The following is a 16,039-nucleotide window of genomic DNA, read 5'->3' as shown; positions in this document are numbered from 1 at the left end:
CCGCTACTTGCCGGGCTCCACGTTAAACGCGACGGCTTCGGGGATGAGGCGGAAGTCGGCGTACGTGAAATCTTCCTTGGGCAGGTGCCACGTGGCCCGACCCTGCACCGGGACCTGCCGGCGGTCGACGGTCTGCCATCCCGTGACGGGCGTCGTCCACCGCGTCCGCGTCGACCGCTTCGGGTCGTCCGGGTCGACGCAGAAGCGATCGGTGGTGCTGAAGTCGGTCGCGGCGCCCTTGTTGTCCACGGTCACCCGCGCGGTCACAGTCCGGCCGTGATCAGTCAGCGCGATATCGAAGCAATCGGCATCGACAGACTGCCAGGTCACCGCGGGAACGAGCAGCATCGATGGTGCGATTAGAACGCCATCGTTCAGATAGGTGACCAGCTCTCCGAGATCATACTCGGGGCCGCGGCCGTCGACGACCGTGAGCACGTCGAGCAACCGCACCTGCATGCGGCCGCGGCCGTCCACGTACGTGTCCCGTCCCACGACGGGAATCACGCCGGCCATACGGATGCGGATCTGGAAGATCCGCGCGATCGCGGGTCTGCTGTTATACTGCCACGTCCGGCACGCCATCCAGGCTTGACCCGGCTTCAACCGAAATCGCCCGGCAAACTCGAGACGAAAGGACCAGTCTCGCGGCCGGCCGACGGCTCCCATGAATCGCAGGTAGCGCTGGGCCGGTTCGGGTAGGCGGGCCAGTTCTGCGTCCGTGACCACGGCGGCCGGCCCGGGATGTGACGGCAGGCCCGCGCGCGCAACTTCGCTCAGAAATCGCGCGCGCGCGTTACTCATGCGCCATCTGGGCCGTCCGGCTCCAGGCCCGCATTCCGTACGCGGTGCCGGCAAGCGCCACCGTCACGGCGGACCACGTGAGGGCACGCTGCAGACGATGCTTCATCGCACGGGCCTCCCTTTCACCTCCACCATATCGCCGGCTCGCCGCGGCTTCCATCGGGCCCGGGTCTGACGGCGCTGACGGGCGCAGGTCTGATTCCGGCAGGGACGCGTGCGCGGGCGCGCGGAATCCATCCGCCACGATGCCTCCGAACGCCGGGCCGCTCACCGGCCTCACCGTCCTCGATCTGTCGACGATCGTTTCCGGCGGCACCGTGACATCGATGCTGGCCGACTTCGGCGCCGACGTCGTCAAGGTGGAGCACCCGCGGGGCGGCGATCCGCTGCGCACGTGGGGGCCGTTCGTCGCGGGCCAGTCCGTCTGGTGGAAGATCATGGCCCGCAACAAGAAATCGGTGACACTCGACCTGAGCCGGCCCCGCGGCGGGCAGCTGCTGCTCGATCTCGTGAAACACGCCGATGTGCTGGTCGAGAATTTCCGCCCGGGCACGCTCGAGCGGTGGAACCTCGGGCCGGACCGTCTTCACGCCGCGAATCCGAACCTGATCGTGCTGCGTGTCTCCGGGTTCGGGCAGACCGGCCCCTACCGCCACCGGCCGGGCTTCGGCACCGTGGCCGAGGCCATGAGCGGGGTCGTCGCCATCAGCGGATTCCCCGATTCGCCGCCGCTCGCGCCGCCGATGCCGCTGGCCGACGAAGTGGCCGGCCTGATGGGGGCCTTCGCGATCCTCGCCGCGCTGCGCGCGCGGGACGATCGCGGCGCCGGCCAAGTCATCGACGTCAGCCTCTACGAACCCCTCTTCCGTCTGCTCATTCCGCACGTCACACAGTACACCGCGCTCGGGATCGTGGCCCGGCGCACCGGCAACCACTTTCCGGACGCCGCGCCCCGCAATCTCTACCGCACGGCCGACGGCGGCTGGATCGCGATCTCCGCCACCAGTCAGCGGGTCTTCGAACGGCTGGCCGCGGCGATCGGCCGGCCGGGGCTGGTCGACGATCCGCGGTTTCGCGACAACCCCGCCCGCGTCCGCCACCACGAAGCCCTGGACGCGATCCTCGCCGAATGGTTCGGCGCCCATCCCGAAGCGGAGGCTCTCGCGCAGCTCGAATATGCCGGCGCGGTCGCGGGCCCGGTGTACGACGTGCCGCGGATTGTCGACGACCCCCACTACGCCGCGCGCGAGGACATCGCGACGGTGCACGACCCCGACGCGGGAGAGCTTCGCATGCCCGGCGTGGTGCCGAAGTTCTCGGACACCCCCGGGGCGGTGCGGCACACCGGTCCGGCGCTCGGCGCGCACAACGGTGAGGTCTACGGCGGCCGGCTCGGGCTCGACGCCGCGGAGATCGAACGGCTCCGCGCCGACGGGGTCGTCTGACCGTGCGAACCGTGCCGGCCGGCGCGATCACCGCGGCGCTGCGCGATCTCTGCATCACCGTGAACCACCGGATGGGCGCCGACATGCTCGCGGCCCTCGAGCGCGCCCGGGCCGCCGAGGAATCCGAGATCGGCCGCGCGGTGCTCGCGCGTCTGCTCGAGAACGCGCGGGTGGCGCGCGAGGAATGGTTCCCGATCTGTCAGGACACCGGCACCGTGGTCGTGTTCCTGGACCTCGGGCAGGACGTCCACGTGGACGGCGGAGACTTGGACAAGGCGATCGACGAAGGCGTCCGCCGCGGGTACCGCGAGGGCTATCTCCGCGCCTCGATGGTGCGCGGGCCGCTCACCCGGCAGAACACCGGCGACAACACGCCGGCGATCGTGTACACGCGCATCGTGCCGGGCGACCGGATCACATTGTCGGTCCTCGCAAAGGGCGCGGGATGCGACAATATGAGCCGGCTCGCGATGCTCACGCCCGCGGAGGGGCGCGAGGGCGTCGTCGAGTTTGTCACGCGCACGATCGCCGAGGCCGGGCCCAATCCGAGCCCGCCGCTCATCGTCGGCGTCGGATTGGGCGGCACGTTCGAGCAGGCGGCGCTCCTCGCGAAGCGGGCGCTGCTGCGGCGCGTCGGCGACCCGTCGCCCGAGCCGGACGCCGCCGCGCTGGAAGCCGAACTGCTCCGGCGCATCAACGACCTCGGGATCGGCCCCGGCGGGTTCGGGGGCCGCATCACGGCCCTCGCCGTGCACGTGGAGCAGCATCCCACCCACATTGCGAGCCTGCCCGTCGCCGTAAACCTCGACTGCCATTCTCACCGGGCCGGACAGGCGGTCTTGTGAGCGCCGCGCCGGCAGTCCCGCCCCGCGAAGCCGGGGATGCGACTCCCAGGGCACTCGCGACGCCGCTTGCACGCGCCGAGATCGAGCGTCTTCACGCCGGCGACGAGGTGCTGCTGTCGGGCGTCATCTACACCGCGCGCGACGCGGCCCACGAGCGTCTGACCCGCCTGCTCGCCGCGGGCGATCCCCTGCCGGTCGACCTCGGCGGCGAGATCATCTACTACTGCGGCCCCACCCCGGCCCGTCCGGGGCGGCCGATCGGCTCCGCCGGACCGACGACGGCCTCCCGCATGGATCCTTATACGCCGGCGCTGCTCGAGCACGGTGTGTGCGGGATGATTGGAAAAGGCCGCCGCTCGGCCGCGGTCAAGGACGCGATCCGGCGTTTCGGCGCGGTGTACTTCGCGGCGGTGGAAGGAACCGCCGCCCTGCTGGGGCGCTGTGTGCGCAGCGCGGAAGTCGTCGCCTTTCCCGACCTCGGCGCGGAAGCCGTCTACCGGCTGGTGGTGGAGCGGTTCCCGGTCGTCGTCGCGAACGACTGCCACGGCGGCGACGTATACGAGGACGGCCGGGCGATGTTTCGGCGATAGCCGGCCGGCCGTCATGAGACGAGCGCCGACCCGCGGTCTGTCCGCCGCACCCGCTGGGCATAAGGGCGTATGACCGCGCCGGGGCGTCATCCGGCCGCGGGCAGACCGTTGTTGAGAGGTGCCCCATGCGCAGCGCACGCGTAGTAGCTTTCGTCATGCTGGCGATGCTGGTGCCCGCGGCGGCGTCGTTCGCGACCGCCGGCGCGTCGGCCGATCCCGTGGTCGCCCAAGTCTCCATCCTGCACGGCCACGCCTTCGACGTGGCCTATCTCCGGGACGTCATTCCGGTGGACGACGAGTCCGTGGAAATGGCGATGACCGCCACGCTGTACGCCGACCATCCGGACCTACTCCATTGGAACCAGGACTTCACCGAACGGGAACACGCACAGATTCAGAAAATGGTCGCACTGCTCGGGAACCTCGGCGCGCAGCCGGGGCAGCGGAACGAAGGCGTGGCCACCGCGCCGGTGAAGAAGCTGCGGTCGCTGCGCGGGGCCGCGCTCGAGCGAACGTATATCACGATGATGACCCAACACCTCGACCGGAGCGTCGCGCTGTCGAGGCTCGCGGCGCAGAGAGCCGACCGTCCGGAACTGCGCGCGTTCGCGGCGAACGCCGCGGCGGCAGACGCCAGGGACGCGGCCACGCTGCGGAGCTGGCTGACGGCCTGGTACCACTAGACAGGATCGCCCGTCCGAACGGGCGTGATGGCAACCGGCCGCAAAGCCGGCCGGGCGGACCGTGAAGCGGAGGGGCGGCCGGTCTAGCCGACGCGAACAGCCGATGCCGACGGCGCGCGATCGAGCGCGCCGTCGAGCGTTTTCGTTATCCGCATGACGCCGTAGGCGTCCTGCGACGACAGGCGGCCGAGCGCGGCAAACACCTCGTTGTGCACCCGGTACGCGTCGGCGGACTTGCCCCAGCGCGCCAACACGTGCGCGAGCGCGTGGCCCGCCGTGATGACCTCGGTCGTCATGCCGGCCTGCGTGCAGTGCTGATACGCGTTCGTGAGATACCGCAGCCCCTTCTGAATCCGCCGCTCGGCGACGGACACCACGCCGAGCACGATGCTCGCACGCGCGACTTCGTCCGCGAGCCCGCAGGCGTGGCTGCGGCCCACCGCCTGTTCCGCCGCCTCCCGCGCCTCGGGGAGCGTGCCGAGCGCCAGATAGCACCGCGCCAGCTCCGTGAGCGCGCGGCATTCGCCGAGCACGTCCGACAGCCGCCGCGCCATCGTCACCGCGAGCGTCAGATGCTCCAACGCGCCGTCCGGCTGGCCCGACTCGATCAGCACCATCGCCAGGTTGTTGCGCACGCGGAACGTGGTCTGCAGGTCTTCGTACTGCTCCGCCGTCCGCAAGGCCTGATGATACTCGTCGAGCGCCTTGGGATAATCGCCGGTCCGGTAATGGACCACGCCGAGGTTCATCCGCACTTCGGCGGTGCGGGCCGGCGCCGATGCCTGCAGCAGCGCGAGGGATTCCATCGCGCTGGCGTGGGATTCGTCGTATTGACCGAGGCGGAACTGCATCGTGCTGAGGTACAGAAGCAGCTCTCCATGGAGCGCCGGCGCGGGCTTCGGCAGCGCCGGGATCAGCGCCAGGGCCGTTCGATAGATCGTGACGGCGTCGTGCAGCCGGCCGGCTCGATGCGCGACGAGCCCAAGGCCGCGGAGCGCCCGGCATTCCATCAGCCGGTCTCCGCGCCGGCGCGCCTCCTCGAGCGCGTCCCGCAGCAGCGGCTCGGCCTCCGGCAGGCGGTGGAGCTCCAGCAGCGCCTCGCCGGCTCCGAGCGTCGCGCCGGCGGCCGCGGAAGACACCCCCGTCCTCGCGGCGAGGTCGCGCAGCTCTTCAAAGACCGCCTGCGCGGCGGTGCAGCGGTGCTGGCGGAGCGCCAACTGGCCGCGCTCGTCGAGTTCGCGGAGCGCGCGCTCGAGCGTGCGCGGATCGAGTCCGTCGAGGAAGTACACGAGCGGCCGATCGAGCCGTTCCGCGAGGTGCCGGAGGGTGCCGAGCGACGGCCGAGCGCCGTCACGTTCGAGAAGGCTGATAAACGCTTTGGTGAGAACCGGAGCCGCGACCTCGGATTGGCTGAGGCCGCGCGCAGTGCGGGCTTGTTTCAGCAGTTGCCCGAAGGTCAACTGAGGCATTGCACGGTCCCCCCGGGGCGTCAACGCGCCCTTGACTATTGGGCGGGAGGACCCGCCACTCCTTCATCGCCGGTAGGTGGCCGTCCGGCCGGCATCGACCTACCGATAACGTCGTGCTTTTCCGTCGGGCCGAGCTAACCGCCGCCCCCATTTTCGCCGTCGGCTGCGATCTGATCGGCGTTGTAAGAATGGCCCACCTGGAACCCTGCCCCGCTGATGCCCCCGAGCGTCAACACTGCGAGAACCGCAATAATCGCGAAGATCGTCCGCATCCCGTAACACCCCCCAGTAAGTTCGGCCGGACGGCCACGTCGAGCGCTTGTCGAACCGTCGAAGGAATTCCGAGGTACAGATGTGGGTCCGATGTCGTGCGGCAAGCAGCTCCTGCGCATCCTCAGGCAAGTTGAGCATTGCTTGTACAAATACCTACCGAACGAATGTACGATTGACCTCGCCTTCGTTCCCTCCACCCTCCGCCTGCCATTCCCGCCCCGCCCGATCGCGGCGAGCACTCGCGCCGTTGCGGGAAACGCCGGGGCGATGACGCGAGGAATTCCCGCCCCCACCTTGTAACGAAGGAACGCATACGCGAGGAGAACGCGCGACGCGTATGGAGTCGCCGGGAGGGTGCATCGATCGGGACGACTTCGCACAGCGCACCCCGGCCGGCGCCGGGCACCCGCGTCCGGGCAGAGTTCACGGAGATGTCGGACGGGCGCCGGGCGCTCGCCCGCGTGGGTCCGTGGACCGTCGGCGTCGCGGACGCGGTTCCGGGCGATCTCGCGGACATCGAGCTGCGCGAGCACCGCGACGGGGCGTATCGCGGACGCATGGTCTCGCTCGTCCGCCCCTCGCCGCGCCGGGTGGCTCCCCTGTGTCCCCACTTCGAGCGGTGCGGCGGATGCCAGTGGCAGCGGCTCGACGGCGGCGCCCACGCCGACTACAAAGGCGCGCTCGTGCGGCGCGCACTCGCCGCGATCGGCTTCGGCGCGGTTCCGGTGGGCATCGTGCCCGCGGCCGCGGCGTGGAGATACCGCACCGCCGGCACCTACGTGCCGGCGGTCGATGAGGGCGGGCCGGCCCTCGGCCTCCACGCGGCGGCCGGGCCGCTGCCTGTTCCGATTCACACCTGCCTCGTTCAGGCCCCGGCGCTCGCGGCCGCCTTCGAAGAGATGCGGCAGGCCTGGCGCGCGCTGGCCTCGAGGCTGGAAGACGCCGGCATGCGCGCGCTGTCGTGCCGGCAGATTCGCATCAGGGTCGGGGACGCGTCGCGCGAAGTCGCGGTCGGCCTGATCCACGACGGCCCGCTCACGCAGCCCGCGCGTGACGCCATCGTCGACGTCATCAGCACCCGCGTCGCGCGCGTCGTTGAGATCACAGGCAAGCCCGCCCGGTCGCTGCCGCGGGCGGGCGGGTCATTGAGCGGGTTGCGGTGGGGCCGCCGCGGGGTGGTCGAGGCGATTCTGGATCGATGGTATCACGTGCCCGTCTTCGCCCCGTTCCCGGTGACGGGCCGCGCGGCCGCCGGCGCGATCACCACGGCGATCGAGGCCCTTGCCCTCGACGACCGGACGACGCTGCTCGAGATGGACGCGGGAATCGGCGCCTACACGCTTCCCGCGGCGGCGAAGGCGCGCCTGGTCGTCGGGCGGACCGCCGCCGGACACCTCGACACGGCCCGACACAACGCGGCGTGGAACCGCGCGTCAAACGCCGTGTTCGTGAACCGGGCCGCCCAGACGCTCCGCCGGATTCTCCGCGCGCACGAGCCGATCCAGCGCGCGCTCGTGCCCGTGACGCAGGACGCCGTGCCGTTCGAGGCACTCCACCGCGCCGGCGTCGAGCGGCTGGTGCTGCTGGCAAGCTCTCCGGGGCGGCTTGCCGAAGTCCTCGGCGCCGCGGCCGCGGACGGCTATGAGATCCGTGCCGTGACGGTGATCGACACGCATCCGCAGACGAGCCGCGCAGAGGTCCACGCCGTGCTCGACGCCCGCCGGGGCGCGTGGCCGGGCGCAGCCGGCGAGCGAGCTACGTCGCCGGTTCCGAGACCGCGCTGACGGCGGCGTCCACGGACCCAAAGACCGGGCAGAGGGCCGCGAGGTCCACCGCGCTCAGAATGTCGCGCAGGGGCGAGCCCGGGGACACGACAAGGAACAGGGCGCGCCGGTTGATCCGCAGGCGCGTCGCCGCGTGAAACAGCGCCGCCACGCCGTGGCTGTCGAGATACGTCGCCCCCGCGAGCGAGACGATCAACGGTCCTGAGACCTGCGCCGCCGCGTGCTCGAGCGCCGCCGAGAAGCGACCGACCGTCCTCATGTCGACCTCACCGCCGATCTCCACAAGGCAAGCGCTTCCCACGACGCGCATTGGGAACTGCCCGTCCGGCAACACGGGCGCGGGACTGTCCAGGGCGGTCACGGCAGCGGCAGGCGTCCGCAGCGCGGTCAGGGCGTCATCGTGCGCGGCGCGCGCCGGCGAGGACGGCCCCGCTGTCTCGGCCGCGAGGGCGACGGCGAGCCGGACCGCGGTGCCGGCGTCTGTGGTCTCCACGTCCACGGTGTCGACGAGCGCCCGCATCACGATGAGGCCGCGTCCGCCCTCGCTTCGTGGGCGCACCGGCCGCCAGCGGCCCCGGTCGGCGACCTCCACCCGCAGCATCGCGCCGTCGCGCCATGCCCGCACCGACACCGAGCCGGCCGCGATAACGTAGGCGTGCTCGATGACGTTGTTCACCGCCTCGCCGACGGCGATCGTCAAGGCAAACGCCCGCTGCTCATCGAGCGCCAGTCCGCGGACCACATGCTGCAGCGCATGGCGGATGACCGCAAGACTGTCGGGTTCGGCCGGTACGGTGAGATCCAGCCGGTCCACCGGATCCGCGTCCACGGCCACGGCGACCAGCGCAACGTCGTCCGGCGCGTCGCGCACGTCGAGCCGGTCCAGAATCGCGCGGGCGGGCGCCGGCCCCCGCTCCCCCCGCTGCTGCTCGACGGCGGCGCAGAGCGCGGCGAGCCCGGCCGTCGCATCGCGCCGTGACTCGATGACACCGTCGGTGTAGAGGACCAGGAGCGCCCCCGGGGGGAGCTCGACGGTCCACGACGGGGGCGGGCGCCGGTCGGTGAAGCCGAGCGGGAGTCCGCCGGACGGCAGCGTCTCGACGCGCCCCGGCGTTGCCAGCAGCGGCGCCGGGTGCCCGGCCGCGGCGTACGTGAACCGTCCGACGAGGGAATCCAACACGCCCACGATCGCCGTCGTCATATCCCGCCCCGTGGCCGCGAGCGGCAGCATCCGGCCCACCAGCGCCAACACGTCCGCAGGTGCGTGGCCTTCCAGCGCCGCGGCGCGAACCGCCTGGCGGACCTGACCCATCGTCACCGCCGCCTCCAGCCCCCGGCCGACCACGTCGCCGATGGCCACGACGATCCGTCCGTCCGGCAGCCGAAACGCGTCGTACCAATCTCCGCCGACCTCGGCGCCGGGGGTACCGGCGCGGTGCGCCGCGTCGATCACGACGCCGGGGACGTACGGGAGAGCGGCCGGCAGCAGCGCATGCTGCAAGGTCGCCGCGACCTCATGTTCGTGCGCGTACAGCGCCGAGCGTTCGAACGCCTGGCCGCACTGCGCGGCCAGCGCCTCGACGAACTCCCGGTCCGCGGCGGCGAACCGGCCGGGGGCGCGAAAGATGAACACGACCGTGCCCGCCGGCCGTCCGCGAACGATCATCGGCACAATCGCGCGTGCCCCGGAGTACGGATGGAGCCGGCCCCGGGCCGCCGGGTACCGCCGCAGCACCTCGCCCGAAGATTCCAGATAGAACGCCGAGCCCGCCTTGACGGATTCGGTGAGCGGGGTGGCGGCGGAAAGCGGCGTCACCTGGTGGTCGCGCAGGACCTCCTCCGGATAGTCCACGCTCCGGATCATCTCGAGCGACGTGCTCTCGGCGTCGAGGAGATAGACCGCGCCCGCGTCCGCGCCGAGGACGGCGATGCCCTGCGCCAGGATCACCCCGGCCACCTCGTGCGGGGTCAGCGCCCGGGAGAGCGCCGCGGTCACGCTCTGCAGCCGGGTGATGCGGTCCGCGGCGCGCTCGGCCTCGCGCCGGGCGGCCTGCTCCGCCTCGTGCAGCAGCGCGTTGTCGAGGGCGAGCGCCGCGCGGTGCGCCAGGTCCTCGGCCAGCGCGAGATCGTCGGCACCGTACCGCCGCCCGGGTCCGGTCGTGATGAGGCTCATCGCCCCGAGCGTGCGTCCGCGGGCGATCAGCGGCACAAAAATTCCCGATCGGAAGCCGGCCCGGCGCACGGCGGCCAGCAGCCCGCCCTCCGGCGCGGCCGCGGCCAGCATCTCCTCGGTGATCTCGGGGTACAGCGCGGCCTTGCCCGTGCGGAGCACACTGGGGATGCCGTGCGGCGCGTCGATGCCGTCCGGGTAGTGTTCTTCCAACTCGCGCACCACGGCGGCCTTCACCGGATCAGCGGCGGCGGCGGCGAACCGGCGAAGCACCGTCCCGTCCCGAATCACGTGGACACCGCATACGTGGGCGACGGTCGTGACGGCGATGCCCGCCACGGCGTCGAGCGTCGCCGTCACGTCCAACGAGCCGGCAAGCCGCGCGCTCGCCTCCGCGAGCACCCGCTGGCGCTCCTCCGCGTGCCGGCGCGCGGTGACGTCGCGCGTGATCTCCAGGACGAGACGCTGCGAGCCGCGCTCGATCAACTGATGGCGGCTGTCCACGACCAGTTCGCGGCCGTCCTTCGTCCAATGGCGGAGTTCGCCTTCCCAGCGGCCCGTGCGCAGCATCGTCTCCAGGACGCCGCCGGGGCCGGCCGGCCGGACCGTCCGGAGCAAGTCGTTGGTGACACGCCCGACCGCCTCGGCCTGCGAGAATCCGTACAGCGCCTCCGCGCCGCGGTTCCACGAAATGATGCCGCCGTCAAGCTCCCACGCGAAGATCGCATCGTAGGACAGGTCGAGAAGCTCGCCGTGCTCGCGGAGCTGCGCATCGGCTTGGTTGCGCGCCGTGATGTCGCGCGCGATCGTGGACGAGCCGACCACGCGCCCGGACCCGTCTTTGACCGGCGAGACGGTCAGCGCGACATCGACGCGGCTGCCGTCCTTTCGTATGCGGACCGTCTCGTACCGGTACGATTGTCCGCGCCGCTGTCCGTCCGCGAGAATCCCGGTCTCTTGCGCTCGCTCCGCCGGTATGAGCATCGCCACAGACCGGCCGATCGCCTCGGCCCCCGAGTATCCGTAGAGCCGCTCCGCTCCGCCGTTCCAGGTCTGGATCGTCCCGTCCGGAGCTTGGCTGAAGATGGCATCGTCCGACGCCTCGACCACCGAGGCGAGTAGGGTGTGCAATTGCTCGACGTCGCGGCGCCGCCCCCACCCGGCGCGCGCGCGGGCCATCCAGATCGCCGCCGCGAACGCCACGAGGGTAAAGGCGCCGAGCGCGAAGGGCGAGTCCGTGGGCACGAGATGCGGAACGGCCGCCAACGCGACGAGCAGACCGGCCGCGACGGCGGCGAGCAACAGGGTGAGCCGGAGCGGCATGCGTCTCCCCGCCTCAGACGACTTGATTGACCCGAAGCGGCTCCGGTTCGGCGACGGGCCGGGCGGCGCCCGAGGCCAGCGCCGGCGCCGGCACGGAGGGCGCGGCCAGGAACCGGCCGGTCAGCACCCACATCAACAGAACGCCGAAGATACACGCGCCGGCCATCAGCCACAGCGCGACCGGCGGTGAAGCGGCGTCGGCCACGCGTCCGAGGGCGAGGGCGCCGATTAGCCGCGTTCCCTGAAGAAGCATCTGACGGTTTCCGAGGACGCGCCCGAGGAGCGCCTGCGGCGTCACCTGCATCACGAGCGTGGCGTTCACGATATTCGAGAGCATGTTGCCGACCGAGAAAATGAACGCGCCCACGACCAATCCGAGATACCACGGCACCGACGCGAAGACGGCGACCCCGAACCCGGCCAGCAGATATGCGAAGACCGCCAGGCCCGGCGTCGCCCACCGTTTCGTCAGGCCCGCCAGGACGAGGGCCGTGGCCAGTTTCCCGACACCCAGCGTGCTGTTCACGACGCCGTAGGCGGCCGGTGACAGGTGCGCCGTGTGGATGACCATCGGCGCGCGCAGAACCTCGAAGGCCAGGGTCAGGTAGCCGGGCAGAATGAGCAGCGCGAAGTAGCGCTGGAACGGCGTTTGCCACAGGTACCGGAGCCCGGATACCAGGTCCGCGGTGATCGTGGCGCCCCGTTTCGCGCCCAGCCCGGCGCCCCACGCCAGCGGCATCAGCAGAATGCAGGCCGCACTCACGAGGAAGGACGCGGCGTCCGCGAACATCACGCCGACATACCCGAGCACCAGCACGGCCGCGGCGCCGAGCACGCCGCCGGCGATCTCGGCGATTCGCTCGGTCGTCTGGAAGAGCGCGTTGACCGTCGGCAGTTCGTCGGCGTCCGCGATCGACGGCAGCAGCGCGTTGACCGCCGCCCGGAAAAAGACGGACCCCACATTCAAAACCCCGAGCAGGATCAGCCCGAGCGGCAGCGACTTCGGCAGGACAAACGGGAGCGCCGCCACGACGATCGCCCGGCCGACATCGGAGAAGGCTACGACGGCCCGGCGGTCGACGCGGTCGGCGATCGCGCCGGCGAGGAAGCTGAACACCGCCTGGGCCACGTACCCTGCCGAGAGGGCCGCCGCCAGGGTCATCGCCGATCCGGTCAGCGCGTACACCCACAGCGTGATCGCGATGAAGAACACCTCGTCGCCGAGAAACGACACCATCTCGCCCATCCACAAGAGGGCGAAGGCCGGACGGCGCAGGACGGTCAGCCACGTCGGAACCGCCCGGACCTCGGCCGGCGCGCGGGTCTGCGCCGCTCGTCCGACGAGCTGTCGCAGCGCCCGCACAAGGACGGGATCGAATTGAGTGCCGCTGCAGCGGTCGAGCTCGGCGAGGGCCGCCTCCGGACCCCGCCGCGATCGATAGACGCGGTCGCTCGTCAGCGCGTGATACGCGTCCGCGATCGCGACGATTCGCGCCGCGATCGGGATCTCGCGGCCGTTGAGCCCGTCCGGGTAGCCCGTGCCGTCGAAGTGTTCGTGGCTCGCGCGCACCATCGGCGCGATCCGGGAGAGGCCCGCGATCGACGCGACCATGGCCGCGCTGTCGATAACGTGAGACCGCATGACGTCCCACTCTTCAGGCCGCAGCTGGCCGGGCTTCTGGAGAATCGCATCGGGGACCGCGACCTTGCCGATGTCGTGCAGGAGACCCGTCAGGAAGGCGTCGTGCGCGAAGCGCTCACTGACGCCGACGGCGCGGGCGATTCGCTTCGAGAGCTGCGCGACGGCCTGTGAATGCAGGCCGGTCAAGGAGTCCTTGACGTCCATCGCGTCCGCCAGCACCGCCGTCGTGGCGAGCACGCGGCGCTCCTCGCGGCCGCTCATGGACAGCGGGTGAAATACGTGGAGCACGACTCCGCCGGCCAAGAGGGGCAGCGCGCTCAGCGCGACGGGGCCGGTTTCCGGAAGGCAAATGCGCGCCACGGCCACCGTGATGAGCGCGAGCAGCGTCGAAATGGCGAAGGGCGTCGCGCCCACGTTGCCCACGACGAGGAAAGACCTGGTCCAGTTCATGCCCTCGCTGCGCGCGATCCGCGTCGCGACCAGCGGCGTCCGGATGGCCGCGTAGACGGCCGCCGCCAGCGCGAGGCCCCCCAGCCGGTGGGGCCCGTCGGGGAACGGGAGCAGCGCCGCGGCCAGCACGGAGCCGGCCAGCGCCGTGGCTTCCTCGATCGCGCGTACTCCGCCCCACCGCTCCGGTTCCAACCCCGCCGCCAGCGCGAGGCCGGCGGCGGCGCCGGCCAGCGCGACGCTCGGCTGGCCGACGCCCAGCGCGACGACGACGGGAACAACGACAAGCGGAAAATCGTCGCTCGGCGAGATCCGCAGGGGGTACGCGGCGAGCCAGGCCACGGCGGCCCCGGTCGCCGCGAGCAATGTCAGATCGGCCGGCGTCGCGCGCGGGTGAAGTCCAAACACGGCCAGCGCCGCCGCGGACATCGCCAAAAAGACCGCCGCGGGACCGACGGTGCGCCCGCCCAGCGTCATGACGCCGCCTTCCGTTCGAGTCGCTCGGCCGTCTCGAGGAGAACCGATGTGATCCGGGGGTCGAGCTGGGACCCGATCAGCGGCCGAAGCGCGGCCGCGGTCGCCGCGTGGGTGACCCGGCCGGGGGTCGCCGGCGTGCCGTGGCGCAGTTCGTCATAGCACTCGGCCGCGGCAAGCACGCGCGCCCCGAGCCCCCCCGCCCCGCGCAGCCGCGGCGTCACCGCGGACCACGGGGTGTGATGTTCGCGGACCATGTCGGCGACGATCGCGTCCGGGTAGGACGCCAGGATCCGCGCGCCGGCGATCGCGTGGCTCATCGGGGATGCCGTCCGGCTGTCCGCGTCGATGAGGCCGATGTCGTGCAGCAGCGCGGCCGTACGCCACGATTCGAGGGTGGCCGGAGGGATCCGCATGCGCCGGCCCATCCCGTCCACGAGATCGCTGACGCGCCGAGCGTGGGCGTGCGCCCCCGGCACGGAGCGTTCCAGCCCGATCATCAGGGCGCCAACGATATCCTGGACCGTTCGCTGCGACGCGAGGAACACCGCGAGTTGGGCGCGGCTCGCCGGCATCGTGACGGCGGAGAGGGCGGTGAGAAGCAGCGCCATCCACGGCCCCCGGTCGACACCGAGCGCGACGGCGCCGAGCAGTATCGGCAGCGGAGCGGCGAGCACCTGCGAGAGCGGGTTCTCCGTCACGCAGCTCCACCAATAGGGAAAAAAGGCGACGCCCCGCCGAAAGTGATTGTAGAGCGCCAGCAGCGCGAAGTTGACGACCAGATAGACCACCAAAATCGTCAGGCTCGCCACCGTGAGACCGATCAGGCGTCCCGGGATCGCGCCCAGGATCGCGTGGCCGATCCAAGAAGCCAGCGCGGCGGGGAACGCCCAGAGCACGGTGTTGATGAGCGCCCTCCACGGCTCGTAGAGCCGGAGGAGGACGACGCCGAGCAATGTTCCGAAGGCCACGACGAGCAGCACGTGCAGCGGCGACCACAACAGGATCAACGTGACGATGAACGCGACTCGAGGGGTGCGGATGTATCCGAGCGGACTTGGAACCGGCGGGATGAGCATCGTGAGCACGTACACAATTGTCAGTGCGATGATCACGGGGAGATCCCGTAGGGAGAGCCGCGTGAGCGCGTAGAGTTCGAGCGCCAGAGCGACGAGGAGGGCGCGGCGCAGCCAGTTCGGAGGGTTGGTAAATTCCTCATGCACATCGTCCGGCCGCTTGTTCAATTCCACGACCGTCCGCATCCAGGTGCGGAGCATCGCGAACGCGCCGGACGGTGAGCCGAGGGAACCCGGTCTGGGGTCGGGTGGGTTAGTACTCACGGCACCCACCTCGGTGAGTGCCGCGTAGGCGGAATTACGTAACTAGCAGCCGCCGTCGCCGTGCATGACATCACTTGCGAGTGTGTGGAACAGAGTGCGTTCGCTGTGCACCCCACCCACTCGAGAAACAATCGTTCGCCGCTCGTGCGGCGACTTCGATGTCCTCCCCTCCGCTGCCCAATGGGCACCCCGGGGATCTGCGGTATGGTAGACCGCCATGCTCCCACCCGCCCAGACCATACCGTAGATAAGTTCAATAACCCTTGCCCCATTCCTTCCGCGATCCCCCCGAATTGACGGCCCTGCATTGGCTATATCATGGACTATATCATGCCCGCGAAATTGACGCCCCCAGACGGGCGACGCGGTTTCCGTTCTCCATGGGTCGACATTTGATGGAGGTTTTTCCGAAGATTGCGCTCAGCCCGGACGAGAACCTGACCGTTCCGAGCTTGCGGACGCCAGGCGACGAACGAGGGCGGCAATTGCCCGCGCGTCCTCAGGCGGCAGTGTGCCGGCCCGCCAGGCGATTTCGCGCTGCATCTCGGCCAGGCTCATTTCCGGCAGTTCCGTGGAGTCTTCCGGGGCCAACCGGCGGGCACGGCGCCGCTCGTTCAGTGCCTGCAGAACCTGCCGGGTCAGCGCCGCGGGGAATGCCTGCGTGGTGACCTTGATGTAGTCACGATCCGCCAGAAGCGCCCCGGTGTCAAAGCCCTCCGCCGGCGGGTCCGGCGTCGCGTTCGTGCTCAC

At 70.8% G+C, this 16,039-nt stretch carries 11 protein-coding genes; 5 read left to right on the top strand and 6 right to left on the bottom strand.

Annotated elements, in window-relative coordinates:
• Window positions 1-3 precede the first annotated feature (3 nt).
• Window positions 4-804 (bottom strand): DUF6544 family protein, encoded by an 801-nt coding sequence (locus tag VKT83_15080; GenBank protein HLY23786.1) that lies wholly within the window; start codon window positions 802-804, stop codon window positions 4-6.
• A 245-nt stretch (window positions 805-1,049) separates the two neighbouring features.
• Here VKT83_15080 and VKT83_15075 point away from each other — a divergent pair, with 245 nt between their 5' ends.
• The 4 genes from VKT83_15075 (at window position 1,050) to VKT83_15060 (ending at window position 4,367) form a co-directional block, all read left to right on the top strand.
• Window positions 1,050-2,249 (top strand): CoA transferase, encoded by a 1,200-nt coding sequence (locus VKT83_15075; GenBank protein HLY23785.1) that lies wholly within the window; start codon window positions 1,050-1,052, stop codon window positions 2,247-2,249.
• Window positions 2,250-2,251: 2 nt separating this feature from the next.
• A complete protein-coding gene (locus tag VKT83_15070) occupies window positions 2,252-3,094 on the top strand; it encodes a fumarate hydratase (GenBank protein HLY23784.1) in 843 nt (280 codons plus the stop codon).
• A complete protein-coding gene (locus tag VKT83_15065) occupies window positions 3,091-3,684 on the top strand; it encodes a FumA C-terminus/TtdB family hydratase beta subunit (protein ID HLY23783.1) in 594 nt (197 codons plus the stop codon). Before VKT83_15070 ends, VKT83_15065 begins: the two co-directional genes overlap by 4 nt.
• A 125-nt stretch (window positions 3,685-3,809) precedes the next feature.
• The gene (locus VKT83_15060; protein ID HLY23782.1) at window positions 3,810-4,367 is read left to right on the top strand and encodes a DUF305 domain-containing protein; all 558 of its coding nucleotides are present in this window, start codon (window positions 3,810-3,812) and stop codon (window positions 4,365-4,367) included.
• A gap of 83 nt (window positions 4,368-4,450) precedes the next feature.
• Here the strand turns inward: VKT83_15060 and VKT83_15055 are convergent, their stop codons facing one another.
• Window positions 4,451-5,836: a tetratricopeptide repeat protein gene (locus tag VKT83_15055; GenBank protein HLY23781.1), complete on the bottom strand. Its 1,386-nt coding sequence runs from the start codon at window positions 5,834-5,836 to the stop codon at window positions 4,451-4,453.
• 704 nt (window positions 5,837-6,540) lie between these two features.
• On the opposite strand from VKT83_15055, the gene VKT83_15050 reads away from it, so the two are divergent.
• A complete protein-coding gene (locus tag VKT83_15050) occupies window positions 6,541-7,893 on the top strand; it encodes a hypothetical protein (GenBank protein HLY23780.1) in 1,353 nt (450 codons plus the stop codon).
• On the opposite strand, the gene VKT83_15045 is transcribed toward VKT83_15050, so the two are convergent.
• The 4 genes from VKT83_15045 to VKT83_15030 all read right to left on the bottom strand — a co-directional run bounded on the left by VKT83_15045 (window position 7,865) and on the right by VKT83_15030 (window position 16,039).
• Window positions 7,865-11,386, bottom strand: coding sequence for a SpoIIE family protein phosphatase (locus tag VKT83_15045; GenBank protein HLY23779.1), 3,522 nt, complete (start codon window positions 11,384-11,386; stop codon window positions 7,865-7,867). The genes VKT83_15050 and VKT83_15045 overlap by 29 nt on opposite strands.
• A 13-nt stretch (window positions 11,387-11,399) precedes the next feature.
• Entirely contained in the window at window positions 11,400-13,952 is a 2,553-nt protein-coding gene (locus tag VKT83_15040; protein HLY23778.1) for an MFS transporter, read from the bottom strand.
• Window positions 13,949-15,289 (bottom strand): HD domain-containing protein, encoded by a 1,341-nt coding sequence (locus VKT83_15035; GenBank protein HLY23777.1) that lies wholly within the window; start codon window positions 15,287-15,289, stop codon window positions 13,949-13,951. The genes VKT83_15040 and VKT83_15035 overlap by 4 nt, the downstream gene beginning before the upstream one ends.
• Before the next feature lie 420 nt (window positions 15,290-15,709).
• Window positions 15,710-16,039 carry a hypothetical protein gene (locus VKT83_15030; protein HLY23776.1) on the bottom strand — a complete coding sequence of 110 codons (330 nt, stop codon included), beginning with the start codon at window positions 16,037-16,039 and terminating at the stop codon, window positions 15,710-15,712.

The sequence above is a fragment of the bacterium genome (assembly GCA_035308905.1).
Taxonomy (GTDB): Bacteria; Sysuimicrobiota; Sysuimicrobiia; order Sysuimicrobiales; family Segetimicrobiaceae; genus DASSJF01.
The sequence above is the reverse complement of the archived record's forward strand: the minus strand, read 5'-3'. Positions and strand labels throughout refer to the sequence as shown.

Bases quoted from the DNA above. Each gene is read 5' to 3' on its own strand.
- VKT83_15080 (HLY23786.1), bottom strand. From the start codon at position 804: ATGAGTAACGCGCGCGCGCGATTTCTGAGCGAAGTTGCGCGCGCGGGC.
- VKT83_15040 (HLY23778.1), bottom strand. From the start codon at position 13,952: ATGACGCTGGGCGGGCGCACCGTCGGTCCCGCGGCGGTCTTTTTGGCG.
- VKT83_15045 (HLY23779.1), bottom strand. From the start codon at position 11,386: ATGCCGCTCCGGCTCACCCTGTTGCTCGCCGCCGTCGCGGCCGGTCTG.
- VKT83_15060 (HLY23782.1), top strand. From the start codon at position 3,810: ATGCGCAGCGCACGCGTAGTAGCTTTCGTCATGCTGGCGATGCTGGTG.
- VKT83_15050 (HLY23780.1), top strand. From the start codon at position 6,541: ATGTCGGACGGGCGCCGGGCGCTCGCCCGCGTGGGTCCGTGGACCGTC.
- VKT83_15055 (HLY23781.1), bottom strand. From the start codon at position 5,836: ATGCCTCAGTTGACCTTCGGGCAACTGCTGAAACAAGCCCGCACTGCG.
- VKT83_15075 (HLY23785.1), top strand. From the start codon at position 1,050: ATGCCTCCGAACGCCGGGCCGCTCACCGGCCTCACCGTCCTCGATCTG.